This window comes from Nonomuraea sp. NPDC049655, assembly GCF_044465465.1.
GTDB lineage: Bacteria > Actinomycetota > Actinomycetes > Streptosporangiales > Streptosporangiaceae > Nonomuraea.
The window spans coordinates 85,095-97,214 of sequence record NZ_JBITLS010000012.1 but is presented as its reverse complement, the minus strand read 5'-3'; the positions used below and the strand labels follow the sequence as shown (position 1 = coordinate 97,214).

At 70.3% G+C, this 12,120-nt stretch carries 13 protein-coding genes; 7 read left to right on the top strand and 6 right to left on the bottom strand.

Annotation, left to right across the window (positions count from 1 at the left end):
• Positions 1 to 867: 867 nt before the first annotated feature.
• A complete protein-coding gene (locus ACIBQ6_RS34355; protein ID WP_358301078.1) occupies positions 868 to 1,881 on the top strand; it encodes a D-alanyl-D-alanine carboxypeptidase family protein in 1,014 nt (337 codons plus the stop codon).
• Here the strand turns inward: ACIBQ6_RS34355 and mscL are convergent.
• The 3 genes from mscL to ACIBQ6_RS34340 are packed head-to-tail and all read right to left on the bottom strand — an operon-like array spanning position 1,878 to position 3,697.
• The gene (gene mscL, locus ACIBQ6_RS34350) at positions 1,878 to 2,276 is read right to left on the bottom strand and encodes a large conductance mechanosensitive channel protein MscL (RefSeq protein ID WP_352326225.1); all 399 of its coding nucleotides are present in this window, start codon (positions 2,274 to 2,276) and stop codon (positions 1,878 to 1,880) included. The genes ACIBQ6_RS34355 and mscL overlap by 4 nt on opposite strands.
• A gap of 33 nt (positions 2,277 to 2,309) precedes the next feature.
• Entirely contained in the window at positions 2,310 to 2,891 is a 582-nt protein-coding gene (locus tag ACIBQ6_RS34345; RefSeq protein WP_397216973.1) for a Flp pilus assembly protein CpaB, read from the bottom strand.
• Positions 2,888 to 3,697, bottom strand: coding sequence for an S-methyl-5'-thioadenosine phosphorylase (locus ACIBQ6_RS34340; RefSeq protein WP_358301069.1), 810 nt, complete (start codon positions 3,695 to 3,697; stop codon positions 2,888 to 2,890). The genes ACIBQ6_RS34345 and ACIBQ6_RS34340 overlap by 4 nt, the downstream gene beginning before the upstream one ends.
• 132 nt (positions 3,698 to 3,829) lie before the next feature.
• Here ACIBQ6_RS34340 and ACIBQ6_RS34335 point away from each other — a divergent pair, with 132 nt between their 5' ends.
• Positions 3,830 to 5,797, top strand: coding sequence for an MFS transporter (locus tag ACIBQ6_RS34335; RefSeq protein ID WP_397216971.1), 1,968 nt, complete (start codon positions 3,830 to 3,832; stop codon positions 5,795 to 5,797).
• A 31-nt stretch (positions 5,798 to 5,828) separates the two neighbouring features.
• Here the strand turns inward: ACIBQ6_RS34335 and ACIBQ6_RS34330 are convergent, their stop codons facing one another.
• The 3 genes from ACIBQ6_RS34330 to ACIBQ6_RS34320 all read right to left on the bottom strand — a co-directional run bounded on the left by ACIBQ6_RS34330 (position 5,829) and on the right by ACIBQ6_RS34320 (position 8,302).
• A complete protein-coding gene (locus ACIBQ6_RS34330; protein WP_352366385.1) occupies positions 5,829 to 6,134 on the bottom strand; it encodes an FmdB family zinc ribbon protein in 306 nt (101 codons plus the stop codon).
• Between the two features lie 69 nt (positions 6,135 to 6,203).
• Positions 6,204 to 7,709 carry a potassium/proton antiporter gene (locus ACIBQ6_RS34325; RefSeq protein WP_397216969.1) on the bottom strand — a complete coding sequence of 502 codons (1,506 nt, stop codon included), beginning with the start codon at positions 7,707 to 7,709 and terminating at the stop codon, positions 6,204 to 6,206.
• A gap of 23 nt (positions 7,710 to 7,732) precedes the next feature.
• Positions 7,733 to 8,302 carry a 5-formyltetrahydrofolate cyclo-ligase gene (locus ACIBQ6_RS34320; protein ID WP_358301060.1) on the bottom strand — a complete coding sequence of 190 codons (570 nt, stop codon included), beginning with the start codon at positions 8,300 to 8,302 and terminating at the stop codon, positions 7,733 to 7,735.
• A gap of 24 nt (positions 8,303 to 8,326) precedes the next feature.
• Here ACIBQ6_RS34320 and galU point away from each other — a divergent pair, with 24 nt between their 5' ends.
• From galU to ACIBQ6_RS34295, 5 genes are read left to right on the top strand one after another with little or no spacing between them, the layout of a single operon-like run.
• Positions 8,327 to 9,229 carry a UTP--glucose-1-phosphate uridylyltransferase GalU gene (gene galU / locus ACIBQ6_RS34315; protein WP_364341108.1) on the top strand — a complete coding sequence of 301 codons (903 nt, stop codon included), beginning with the start codon at positions 8,327 to 8,329 and terminating at the stop codon, positions 9,227 to 9,229.
• On the top strand, positions 9,216 to 10,391 hold the full coding sequence (glp, locus tag ACIBQ6_RS34310; protein ID WP_397216967.1) for a gephyrin-like molybdotransferase Glp: 1,176 nt from the start codon (positions 9,216 to 9,218) through the stop codon (positions 10,389 to 10,391). Before galU ends, glp begins: the two co-directional genes overlap by 14 nt.
• Positions 10,388 to 10,864, top strand: coding sequence for a cyclic pyranopterin monophosphate synthase MoaC (gene moaC, locus ACIBQ6_RS34305; RefSeq protein ID WP_358301051.1), 477 nt, complete (start codon positions 10,388 to 10,390; stop codon positions 10,862 to 10,864). Before glp ends, moaC begins: the two co-directional genes overlap by 4 nt.
• Entirely contained in the window at positions 10,861 to 11,337 is a 477-nt protein-coding gene (locus ACIBQ6_RS34300) for a molybdenum cofactor biosynthesis protein B (protein WP_397216965.1), read from the top strand. The genes moaC and ACIBQ6_RS34300 overlap by 4 nt, the downstream gene beginning before the upstream one ends.
• A gap of 58 nt (positions 11,338 to 11,395) precedes the next feature.
• Positions 11,396 to 12,049 carry a GNAT family protein gene (locus ACIBQ6_RS34295; RefSeq protein ID WP_352366396.1) on the top strand — a complete coding sequence of 218 codons (654 nt, stop codon included), beginning with the start codon at positions 11,396 to 11,398 and terminating at the stop codon, positions 12,047 to 12,049.
• Positions 12,050 to 12,120: the final 71 nt, after the last annotated feature.

The window sequence follows — 12,120 nt, the reverse complement described above, 5'->3', positions numbered from 1 at the left end:
GTCACTCATGGTGGCGGGCCTGCGTGCGACTGCGTGGTTGGAGTGAAGGTTCTGAAGCCAAGGGTTGAGGCGAGGTCCGGAATTGCTCGGCGACGTTGCGCAGCGTGTGGAGGACTGTAGGTCAAGTGGCGCAGCTCTTGGGATGACCTCCCGTCGTGCCCAACAGGCCGCGACAGACTCGGAGGTCTGGAGACGCTGTCGGCGGTGATCTCAAGAGGGACTGGTCGCAAGGGTCTGGTGAGCACCGTTCCTGGAGGAGGACGAGCCGCCGAAGCTCAGAGGGTGGAGGAGTCCGCAAGGGGGCGTCGCGGATCCTTGTAAGGGGTCGCGGTCCTCGTGACAAGAGACGCCGAAGGCCTCGGAAAGGTGAGAAAGGGTGCTGTAGCGGACGGCGGAGACGAACCACCGCAAGAGAGCCCAGGTGGAGTCGCGGGGGCAATGCCGTGCCCGGGCGGCTGGAGGTCTGGGTGCGTGCGGGGCGGCGGTGCATGAGGGGCACAACCCTGCATGACAGGCAGGGGTGCGGTTGGTCCGGGGGCAGTGTGCGCGCTTTCGCAGCCGTCTTTCGGGGTTGCGCAGTGACAGCGCCTCACGGGCCGCCTGAACACCGACAGAGAGGCCAAGGCGCACTGTTGGGTGGCGAGCGTGGAGGTAGGGGATGCGATGTCGCTGGTGGGGAGGGGGAGCCGTACATAGTGCGCTTTTTGTCTCATAGCAGCTCTTCGGAGTTCGGTCCGGACACTCAGGGGGCTGTAGTAACGTGCGTGCCTGACCCGGGTAACGAGTGTGCAAACGGAGGAGTCGAACGTGCCATCCCCTCGATCAGCGGGTCTGATCGCGGTCGTCATGGCGATGGCTTCTCTCTTCGTGCCATCAGCGGTTCAGGCGCAGGCGCGGACCCAGATGGAGCGGCGGGATCCGAGCAATCTGGCGGAGCTGCGCAAGGAGGCCGAGAAGTCGGCCAAGGAGCTTGAGGACGCCACCAAGGCGCTGGAGAAGCGGCGTGCCACGATCGCGGCGTCCGAGAAGGAGCTCAAGACCAAGCTGAACGGGCTGCAGGATCTGGAGCGCAGGCTCGCGGTGATCCGACAGCCGGTCTCGCAGCTGGCGGAGCTGCTCTACGAGCAGCCCGTCGGGGCGGACGGCGTGGTGCCGTTCCTGTCGGGGGACGCCGGCGTCGGCACTCTGCGGGCGCTGTCGGACTCGACGGAGATGGTCCGGGTGCGGCAGCAGGCCGTGGAGCAGACCAGCACCCTGTACAAGGAGGCCGAGCGGCTGGCCGCCGAGGCTCAGGAGCTGAGGGCGGGCAACTTGCTGGCCGAGGCCCAGATGGCGGCCGAGATCGACACGCTCAGGCAGCGTTCGGACAAGATCGTCAAGTCGCTCACCGCGGCGCTGGTGAAGCTGGGCATCAAGATCGACAAGGTCGGACGGGCGGCGCTGGGCTGCAACCCCCTCCAGGCCGCCACGGCCAACAACTACCCCAACGGGCTCATCCCCAAGAGCATGCTCTGTCCGTTGCAGCAGAAGGGCTTCAGTCTGCGGGCGGACGCCACCATCGCCTTCGTCAGCCTGAACGAGGCCTACCGGAGGCGGTTCGGCAAGGCGATCTGCGTGACGGACGCCTACCGGAGCCTGGCCGAGCAGCAGTCCGTCTACTACCGGCGGCCGGGGTTCGCGGCCGTGCCGGGGCGGAGCAACCACGGTCTCGGGCTGGCTGTGGACCTGTGCGGCGGCGTGGAGCGGTTCCGGTCCACGGAGTTCGTGTGGATGGAGAAGAACTCCAAGAGGTACGGGTGGTTCCATCCCGCCTGGGCCTACAGCAGCCCGTTCGAGCCGTGGCACTGGGAGTACGACCCGAAGATCGACTCGCAGCTCTAAGCGGGCACGACCTCGGCGCTGCAGAAGGCGCAGCGGGAGGCGGCCTTCGGGATCTCCGACAGGCATTCGGGGCAGTCGCGGGTCTTGGCCTCGACCTGGGCCGCCGCGCGCTCCTTGAAATGCGTGTACGGCTTGACGACCAGGAAGTAGATCACCGCCGCGATCATCAGGAACGAGATCACCGCGTTGACGAACTTGCCGTACATGAAGTGGGACGCGCCGACGGTGACCTTCAGCGAGGAGAAGTCGGGCAGGCCGCCGAAGGCCGAGATCAGTGGGGTCAGCAGGTCGGCGACGAACGACTGCACGATCGAGTTGAAGGCCGCCCCGATGACCACCGCGACCGCCAGGTCGAGGACGTTGCCCTGCATGAGGAACTTCTTGAATCCGTTCATGGCCAAGAATCGTAGTCGAACGATTACTCTCAGCTAACTCTTGAAGGTGATGGAGAGGCGGCCCGATGTCTGGGCGCCCGCCAGCTGGGCCGCCTGGTACGGGGTCGCCGCCAGCACCACCAGCGCGCCGCCGGTACGGGAGTCGTCGGCGGGACGCGGGATGGTGATCACAGGGACGTCGTCGGCGATGAGCTGGGCCGGCTGACCGCCCTCCCCGGCGGCCAGGACGCCGACGGTCGAGCCGGGGGAGATGAGGGCGACGGCGTCGGGGTCGGCGATGCGGACCGGGGCTGCCACCGTGCCCGGCGGCAGCGGCACGGGGTGGAGCAGGCGGGCGTCGGTCAGCGGCTCGCCCCGGCGCATGGGCCCGGCGAGGTAGCGGCCCGCCGCGTACGACCGGATGGCCCCGTCGGGCGGACGGGCGAGCGGCGCCGGACGGAGGTCACCGGGACGCAGCGGGCCGGGGGTTAGGTCGCGGGCGGCGACGAGGATCTCAGGGCCCGCGGCGGGACGGAGAGCGACATAAGCCGACAGGACGCCCACCGCGGCCAGGACCGCCGCGATCAGACGACGCCGCCGGGCCCACGGCCGCAGCCAGGCCGGGTGCCTGCTCACGGCAGCTCGAAGGGCAGCTTGATGCCGTCGAGGGCCGAGCCGCAGGGACACGTGCGGTCGGTGGGCAGGGCCTGGACGGTCTCGGCGATCAGCGTGCGCATGCGGGTGACGTTGCGGGCGAAGAACTCCAGCACCTCGTCGTGGGTCACGCCCTGACCGGCCTCGACCCCGGCGTCGTGGTCGGTCACCAGGGAGAGCGAGGTGTAGCACAGGGCCAGCTCGCGGGCCAGCACCGACTCGGGATAGCCGGTCATGCCCACGATCGACCACCCGTTGGCGGCGAACCACTGGGACTCGGCCCGGCTGGAGAAGCGAGGGCCCTCGATGACCACCAGCGTGCCGCCGTCGACGACGTCGCCCCAGCCGGTGGAGCGGGCCGTGGCCACGGCCGCGGCTCTGCCGGACGGGCAGTAGGGGTCGGCGAAGGAGACGTGGACGGCCCCCGAGACGTCGTAGTACGTCTGCGGCCGGCCCGAGGTGCGGTCGACGATCTGGTCGGGCACGACGATGGCGCCGGGGCCGTACTCGGCCTTGAGTGAACCGACGGCGCTGGGGGCGAGCACCTGCGTCACGCCGAGCGAGCGCAGCGCCCACAGGTTGGCGCGGTAGGGGATGCGGTGGGGAGGGAAGCGGTGGTCCCGGCCGTGCCGGGGGATGAACGCGACCGAGCGCGAGCCGATGCGGCCGACGGTGACGACGTCGCTGGGGGGGCCGTAGGGGGTGGAGAGCTCGATCTCCTCCGCGTCGTCGAGCAGGGAGTAGAAGCCCGAGCCGCCGAGGACGCCGATGTCTGCGCGAGTGACCATGGCGCCGAGAGTAGCCGGACGGCCGAGGGCGGCGAGAACGCCGAACGCCGTTCTGTGGACAACCGCACGGGCGCGAGATCGCCCCCTGAACGCGGAGCGTACGCACACCAGTACGAAGAGTAGGATCGCCGCATGCGGCAAAAAGGGCTGGGCCTCATCATCCTCGCGCTGATGCTCGGCATGCTGCTGGCCTCCCTCGACCAGACCATAGTCTCCACGGCCCTGCCGACGATCGTGAGCGACCTGGGCGGGCTGGAGCAGCTCTCCTGGGTGGTGACGGGCTACATGCTCGCCTCGACCGTCTCCACGCCGTTGTGGGGCAAACTGGGCGACCAGTACGGCCGCAAAAAGCTCTTCATCGCCGCGATCATCATCTTCCTCCTCGGATCGGCCCTGTGCGGGCTGAGCCGGAACATGGGGGAGCTGATCGGGTTCCGGTCGATCCAGGGGCTGGGCGGCGGCGGGCTCATGGTGCTCGCGCAGGCGATCGTGGGCGACGTGGTCTCGGCCCGCGAACGAGGGCGCTACCAGGGCTTCTTCGGCGCCGTCTTCGCCGTCAGCAGCATCGTGGGGCCGCTGCTCGGCGGGCTGTTCGTCGACCATCTGTCCTGGCACTGGGTGTTCTACGTCAACCTTCCCCTGGGCGCGATCGCCCTGGGGGTGATCGCGGCGGCGCTGCCCGGCGACGACACGCGCACCAGCCATCGCATCGACTACGCCGGGGTGGTGCTGCTCGGCGGCGCGACCTCGTGCCTGGTGCTCATCACGACCTGGGGCGGCACGATCTATCCCTGGGCGAGCCCGGTCATCGCCGGCCTGGCGCTGGGGGCCGCGGTGCTGGTCGCGGCGTGGGTGGCCGTCGAGCGGCGGGCCGCCGAGCCGGTGCTGCCGCTGGGGCTGTTCCGGGTGCGGGCGTTCGCGATGTCGTCCGCGGTGGGGTTCGTGGTGGGGTTCGCGATGTTCGGGGCGCTCACGTACCTGCCGCTGTTCCTGCAGGTCGTGCATGGGGTGAGTCCCACCTTGTCCGGGGTGTACCTGCTGCCGATGATGGCCGGGATGCTCACGATGTCGATCGTCAGCGGGCTGGTGATCTCGAAGACCGGCAGATACCGCTTCCTGCCCATCGCGGGCACGGCCGTGGCGACGGCGGGGCTGTTCCTGCTGTCCGGGCTGAGCGAGCGCAGCAGCCTGCTGACGATGGGCGGCTACCTGCTGGTGCTCGGCGTCGGGCTCGGGATGACCATGCAGGTGCTGGTGATCGTCGTGCAGAACGCCGTCGACTTCAAGGACCTCGGCGTGGCCACCTCGGGGGCGACGTTCTTCCGGTCGATCGGCGGCTCCTTCGGGGTCGCCACGCTGGGGGCGGTCTTCACCGGCACTCTCAACGGCGACCTGCGGGAGGTGCTGGCCAGGGCCCGGTTGCCGGCGGGGTTCGACCCGTCCAGGATCCAGCGCGACCCGACCGTCATCCAGCGGCTGCCTCCCGCGCTGGCCGGTCAGTTCCTCCATGTGTACGCCGACGCCATCGCCACCGTCTTCCGGGTGGCCGCGCCGGTGATGTTCGGCGCGTTCGCGCTGAGCTGGTTCATCCCGCAGACGCGGCTCAGGGAGACCACCAAGGCGGCGGACCTGGGCGAGGGGCTGGGCGCCACGTCGGCCGAGCGGTCGTCGCTGGAGGAGGTCGAACGGGGGCTCATGCGGCTCGCCGACGCCGACCTGCGCAGGGGCTACTACGAAAGGCTCGGGGCGCTGGCCGGGCTGGGCGGCCTCGCGCCGCAAGGGGTGTGGGTGCTCGCCAGGCTCAACGGCAAGGGCTGGGTCGGCGCGGGCGAGCTTGCCGAGTGCGCCAAGGTGAGCAGGGCGCACGGACGGCCCCACGTCGACCGGCTGGTGGACGAGGGGCTGGTGGAACGTTCTGAGGACGGCGAGCGGCTGCGGCTCACGCCGAAGGGGGACCGGGCGGCCCTGGGGCTCGTGCGCTGCTCACGCGAGGGGCTGAGCAGGCTCGTGGCCGACTGGGGGCCCGATCCACAACTGACGCGGCTCGTCGATCGCGTCGCGCCGGAACTGCTCGGCGCGTACGCCGACCGGCCTCGATGAGGCCCCCGCCCGTGCGGGCGGGGTGACGCGCCTAGTTGGAAGCCGCGGCGGGCGCCGGCGCCGGGGTGGACGACGACGAGGACGACGCGGACGACGACTCGCTCGACTTGCTCTCGGCCGGCTTCGACGGGGTGGTCGAAGAGGCGGAGGACGTCGAGGACGAGCGGTTGTCGGTGCGGTAGAAGCCCGAACCCTTGAACACGATGCCGACGGCGGAGAACACCTTCCGCAGGTTGCCCTGACAGTTGGGGCACACCGTCAGCGCATCGTCGGTGAACTTCTGCACGACTTCGAGCTGCTCGCCGCAGTCGTTGCAGGCGTACTGGTAGGTCGGCACGCGCTCCTCCTTATACGTTCTGGCACTCGAGCGATGCGACTGCTAATGCTAACCGATTGGGCCAAACACCTATTCCAACCCCCGCTCCCCGTACCAACCGGCCAGCTTGCCGCTGCGGCTCACCGCGCGCAGGCGGCGTTCGACCTGGTCACGGCAGGCGGCCGTGGTGACCACCAGGAGCTGGTCGTCGGCCCGGACGCGGGTGCTGTTGTCCGGTACGAACGATTTGCCGTCGCGGACCACGAGCGTGACGGCCGCTCCGGCGGGCAGGCGCAGCTCGAAGACCTCCACGCCGTGCAGGCGCGACCCGACCGGCACCTTGACCTGGAGCAGGTCCGCCTTGAGCTCCTCCAGCGGCGCGGACTCCACCTCCAGGTCGTGCGCCTCGCCCGGCGCGCTCACCCCGAGCAGCCGGGCCGCGTACGGCAGTGTGGGCCCCTGCAGCAGCGTGAACACGATCACGATCACGAAGACCTGGTTGAAGATCTCCTTCGAGCCCTGCACGCCGGACGCCCACGGGATGGTCGCCAGCACGATGGGGATCGCGCCGCGCAGCCCCGCCCACGACAGGAACGCCTGGTCGCGCCAGCTCACCCGATCCAGCCGCAATGCCCGGGCCACGGTCGAGCTGACCAGCACCGACAGCGGGCGGGCCACCATCACCAGCACGGACCCGGCGATCACGCCCGGCACGATGGCCGACGGCAGCTCCTTGGGGGTGGCCAGGAGCCCGAGCATGACGAACAGCCCGATCTGCGCCAGCCACGCCGCGCCCTCGGCGAACCCTCTGGTCGCGGCGCGGTGGGGCAGGCGCGAATTGCCCAGGATGAGGGCCGTGAGGTAGACGGCCAGGAAGCCGGAGCCGTGCAGCAGCACCGCGCCGCCGTACGAGACGAAGGTGAGGGCGAGCACGGCGATCGGGTAGAGGCCGGAGGCGGGGAGGGCGACGCGGCGCAGCGCGTACGCGCCCGCCGGTCCGACCGCGAGGCCCACGGCCGCGCCGATGACCAGCTCGATGGCCGTCTCCAGCAGGAACGTTCCCACTGACGCCGGCCGCCGGGACGCCCCGCTGAGCAGGACGACGGCGATGACCGTGGGGGCGTCGTTGAATCCGGACTCCGCCTCCAGAACCCCCGCCAACCGGGTCGGGAGCGGCAACCTGCGCAGCACCGAGAAGACGGCGGCCGCGTCCGTCGAGGCCAGCACGGCGCCGAGGACCAGCGCCGCGGTCGGATCCATGCCGAGCAGCCCCTGGACGGCCAGCGCCACGACCACGATGCTCACCGTCACGCCGACGGTGGCCAGGATCAGGGCGAGGGGCACCGATTTGCGGACGTGCGACCAGGTCGTGGTCAGACCGCCCTCGGCCAGGATCACCGCCAGCGCGATCAGGCCGATCTGCTGGACGGCCTGCGGGCTCTCCAGCTTGGCGCCGAACCCCGAGGCCCCCAGAACCAGACCGAGGGCCAGGAAGAGGAGAAGACTGGGCAGACCGCTGCGATGTGTGATGCGTACGGACGCGATGGCCGCGATGACAATTCCGGCGCCGATCAGGAGCCAGACATCAAGCGTCATCCAGCCCCCTCTCGTCCCTTCGGTCACATAAGCCTAGTGAGTCCGCGCGGCGTCATCGCAAAACGGACCCGGTGGTCGTGCGGCTCGGCGGGCACGTCGTCGATCAGCTCGCCGTCGTGCAGCAGGGCCACCGTGGGGACGTTGGGCCCCACCCTGGCCAGCGCGCGGTCGTACGAACCGCCGCCGCGTCCGAGCCGCACCCCCGTGCGGCGGTCGACCGCGAGGGCGGGCACGATCACCAGCGCGGCCGTGCGGACGGCGTCGACGCCCCGGCGCGTGTCGACCGGTTCCATGATGCCGAAGCGGCCAGGGGCGAGCGTGTCCGGGCCGTCGTAGACCGCCCAATCCAGGTCATTGTCCTCTTTCAGCACCGGAAGGATCACCGTCGCGCCGTGTTTCCACAGAGCGAACACGAGACCGTGCGTCTCCGGCTCCGACCCCGCCGACCAGTAGCAGGCCACCAGACCGGCCATCTGGACCCACGGCTGTTCGAGCAGCGTCTCGCGGACCTTGGTGGCGTTTGCCCGCAGTTGTTCGGGGGGTAGAGCGGTACGCGCCGCGAGCAGTCGGCGACGCAGGTTCAGCTTGTCCACAGGTACCTCCACTAGGGTCTACTCATGGCTGACTTCGACCCTGTGACGAAAGCCGTCGTGCCCGCCGCGGGTCTGGGCACCCGGTTCCTCCCGGCGACCAAGGCGACACCCAAAGAGATGTTGCCCATCGTCGACAAGCCCGCGATCCAGTATGTCGTCGAGGAGGCGGCCTCCGCCGGGCTCCTCGACGTCCTCATGGTCACCGGCAAGAACAAGCGATCCATCGAAGACCACTTCGACCGCGCGTTCGAGCTGGAAGAGGCCCTGGAGGCCAAGGGCGACGAGCAACGGTTGTCCCAGGTCCGCGAGCCCGCCTCGCTCGCCACGCTGCACTACGTGCGGCAGGGCGAGCCGAAGGGGCTCGGGCACGCGGTGCTGTGCGCCAAGCAGCACGTCGGCGACCACCCGTTCGCCTGCCTGCTCGGTGACGACCTGATCGACTACCGCGACCAGCTGCTCAAGCGCATGATCGAGGTGCGTGACACATTCGGCGGCAGCGTGGTGGCGCTGATGGAGGTGCCGAGGGAGCAGGTCTCGCTCTACGGCGTGGCCACCATCGCAGGCACCGTCGAGGACGACGTCGTGCGCGTGACCGACCTGGTGGAGAAGCCGCCGGTGGACGAGGCGCCCTCCACGTGGGCGGTCATCGGGCGATACGTGCTCGATCCCGCCATTTTCGAGGTCCTGGAGAACACCCCGCCGGGGCGCGGCAACGAGATCCAGCTCACCGACGCGCTGCGCACGCTGGCCGGCCGCGGCTCCGAGCAGGGCGGGCCGGTGCACGGCGTGCTGTTCCGCGGGCGGCGGTACGACACCGGCGACAAGCTCGACTATCTGCGCACGGTGGTGAAGTTCGCCGCCGATCGCGAGGATCTGGCGCCGGAGTTCGTGCCGTGGCTGCGGGAGTTCCTCGATGAGATCGGTTGACGCGCATCTGGCCGAGATCCTGGCCACTGTGCGTCCGCTGGCGCCTCTGGAGCTTGAGCTGGAGCGGGCGCTAGGCACGACGCTGGCTGAGGACGTCTCCTCGCCGGTGCCGCTGCCGCCGTTCGACAACTCCGCGATGGACGGCTACGCGGTCAGGGCCGAGGACGTCCCCGGCACGCTGCCGGTGATCGACGACGTCGCCGCCGGCTCCGACGAGCTGCGGGCGGTGGGCCCCGGGCATGCCGTCCGCATCATGACCGGGGCGCCGATGCCGGCCGGGGCGGACTCCGTCGTACCGGTGGAGTGGACGGACGGCGGCACGGTCTCCGTCCGGATCAATCGGGATGTCCCGGTCGGTAACGCGATTCGCCGGGCGGGCGAGGACGTCCAGGCGGGCGAGGTGGTGCTCAAGGCCGGCACGGTGATCGGGCCGGCCCAGCTCGGGATCATCGCCGGTGTGGGCCGGCGGCGCGTGTGGGTGCGTCCGCAGCCGCGCGTCGTCGTCATCTCGACCGGCGCCGAGCTGGTCGAGCCGGGGGCGCCGCTGAACCGCGGGCAGATCTGGGACTCCAACAGCTTCACCCTGACGGCCGCGGTCCGCGAGGCGGGCGCCGAGGGGTTCCGCGCGGGGTCCGTCGGTGACGATCCCGCCGTGCTGCTCGACCAGCTCGACACCCATCTGGTGCGCGCCGACGCGATCATCACCAGCGGCGGGGTCTCCATGGGGGCCTACGAGCCCGTCAAGGAGGCGCTGTCGCCGCTCGGCACGGTCCGGTTCGAGAAGGTCGCGATGCAGCCCGGCATGCCGCAGGGCTTCGGCGTCCTGGGCGACGACCGGGTGCCGATCTTCGCCCTGCCGGGCAACCCGGTGTCCTCCTTCGTGTCGTTCATGCTGTTCGTCCGCCCCGCGCTCGACAAGATGCGCGGCCTGCCCACCGAAACGGCCCCGGTGACCGCCTACGTCACCGCGGCGCTGCGCTCGCCGTCGGGCCGGCGCTCGTACCTGCGCGGCGTGCTGTCCTCCGACGGCACGGTCGCGCCGGTCCACGGGCAGGGCTCCCACCAGCTCGCGGCCCTGGCCTCGGCGAACGCGCTGATCGTGGTGCCGGAGGACGTGACCGAGGTGCCCGGCGGGTCCGAGGTGGAGGTGATCCGGATTTGAGCGAGTTCACGCACCTCGACGAGACCGGCGCGGCGCGCATGGTCGACGTCTCGGCCAAGGACGTCTCCGCCCGTACCGCGACGGCGTCCGGGCGGGTGCTGCTGTCGTCCGAGGTGGTGGCGCTGCTGCGGTCGGGCGAGGTGCCCAAGGGCGACGCGCTGGGGGTGGCCAGGATCGCCGGGATCATGGGGGCGAAACGCACGCCCGACCTCGTCCCGCTCTGCCACCCGATCGCGTTGCACGGCGTCAAGGTCGTGCTCGACGTCGAGGACTGGGGCGTGGCGATCACTGCCCGGGTGCGGACGGCCGACCGCACCGGGGTGGAGATGGAGGCGCTGACCGCCGTCACGGTGGCCGCGCTGGCGCTGATCGACATGGTCAAGGCGGTCGATCCGGCCGCCGTGATCACCGATGTCCGGGTAGAGGAGAAGGTGGGCGGCAAGACCGGTCTGTGGACCAGGGAAGCCACGTGATCAGGGCGCTCGTGGTGACCGTGTCGAACCGCGCGTCCGCCGGGATTTATGCCGACAAGTCAGGGCCGTTGCTGGCCGAGCTGCTGGCGGACGCCGGCTGCGAGGTCTCGGGGCCCGTGGTCGTCCCCGACGGCGACGCGGTCGAGGCGGCGCTGCGGGACGGCGTCGCGCAGGGTTACGACGTGATCGTCACCACCGGCGGCACCGGGCTCACACCCCTCGACCTGACGCCGGAGATGACCGCCCGCGTGATCACCCGGGAAATTCCCGGTATAGCGGAGGCCATTCGCCTGGCGAATCGCGACAAGGTGCCCACGTCGGTCCTGTCCCGGGGGCTGGCCGGTCAGGCGGGTGACACGTTGATCGTGAATCTGCCCGGCTCGTCCGGGGGCGTCCGGGATGGGGTCGCGGTGCTCGCGCCCGTCCTGCGGCACGCCGTCGAGCAGATGAAGGGCGGCGACCACCCCCGCTGACCAGGTTTCGGTCTGCCGATCGATGATCCGTGGCGACATCGAGCCCGATGGGGGGATGATGAGAGGCGTGGATCGACTTCGTGGCTGGCCGGCGATTCTGAACGAGGGCCCGGTAGGCCTGCGGCCGCTGCGGCTGAGCGACGTACGCGTCTGGCGCGAGACCAGGTTGCGCAACGCCGACTGGCTGCGTCCCTGGGAACCGAGCAACCCCGAGACCCCGCTGTTCAGGACGGGGCTCGGCCCGTACATCTCCATGGTCGGCACCCTGCGCCGCGAGGCCCGGCAGGGGCTGGCGCTGCCCTGGGTGGTCACCTACGGCGGCCGCTTCGCCGGGCAGCTCACCGTGGGGGCCATCGTGTGGGGATCTGCCCGTTCCGCCCAGGTCGGTTACTGGGTGGACGGCGCGCTGGCCGGGCGGGCCATCATCCCCACCGCCCTGGCCCTGGCCGTCGATCATTGCTTTTTCACCACCGGATTGCATCGGCTAGAGGCGAACATCCGTCCTGAGAACCAGGCCAGCCGTAGGGTGGTGGAGAAGCTCGGGTTCAGGGAAGAAGGCATTCGGCGTCGCCAACTCCACATCGACGGGGCCTGGCGCGACCACATCTGCTACGCGCTGACCGTCGAGGACGTCCCCGGCGGCCTGCTCGTACAGTGGCGGCGCGCCCGTGAGGCGGCCGCTCACGGCGGTTCTCCGATCGAAGAGGTTTGACGATCTCGCGACACACCGCACCGAATGCTCGTCAATCAGTGACACACGGTCTTACGGTGCGTGACGTGAGC

What these genes read in the sequence shown, in the direction of transcription:
- mscL (WP_352326225.1), bottom strand. Translation starts at nt 2,276, where the DNA reads ATGAACGGATTCAAGAAGTTCCTCATGCAGGGCAACGTCCTCGACCTG.
- ACIBQ6_RS34340 (WP_358301069.1), bottom strand. Translation starts at nt 3,697, where the DNA reads ATGGTCACTCGCGCAGACATCGGCGTCCTCGGCGGCTCGGGCTTCTAC.
- ACIBQ6_RS34335 (WP_397216971.1), top strand. Translation starts at nt 3,830, where the DNA reads ATGCGGCAAAAAGGGCTGGGCCTCATCATCCTCGCGCTGATGCTCGGC.
- ACIBQ6_RS34325 (WP_397216969.1), bottom strand. Translation starts at nt 7,709, where the DNA reads ATGACGCTTGATGTCTGGCTCCTGATCGGCGCCGGAATTGTCATCGCG.
- galU (WP_364341108.1), top strand. Translation starts at nt 8,327, where the DNA reads ATGGCTGACTTCGACCCTGTGACGAAAGCCGTCGTGCCCGCCGCGGGT.
- glp (WP_397216967.1), top strand. Translation starts at nt 9,216, where the DNA reads ATGAGATCGGTTGACGCGCATCTGGCCGAGATCCTGGCCACTGTGCGT.
- ACIBQ6_RS34295 (WP_352366396.1), top strand. Translation starts at nt 11,396, where the DNA reads ATGAGAGGCGTGGATCGACTTCGTGGCTGGCCGGCGATTCTGAACGAG.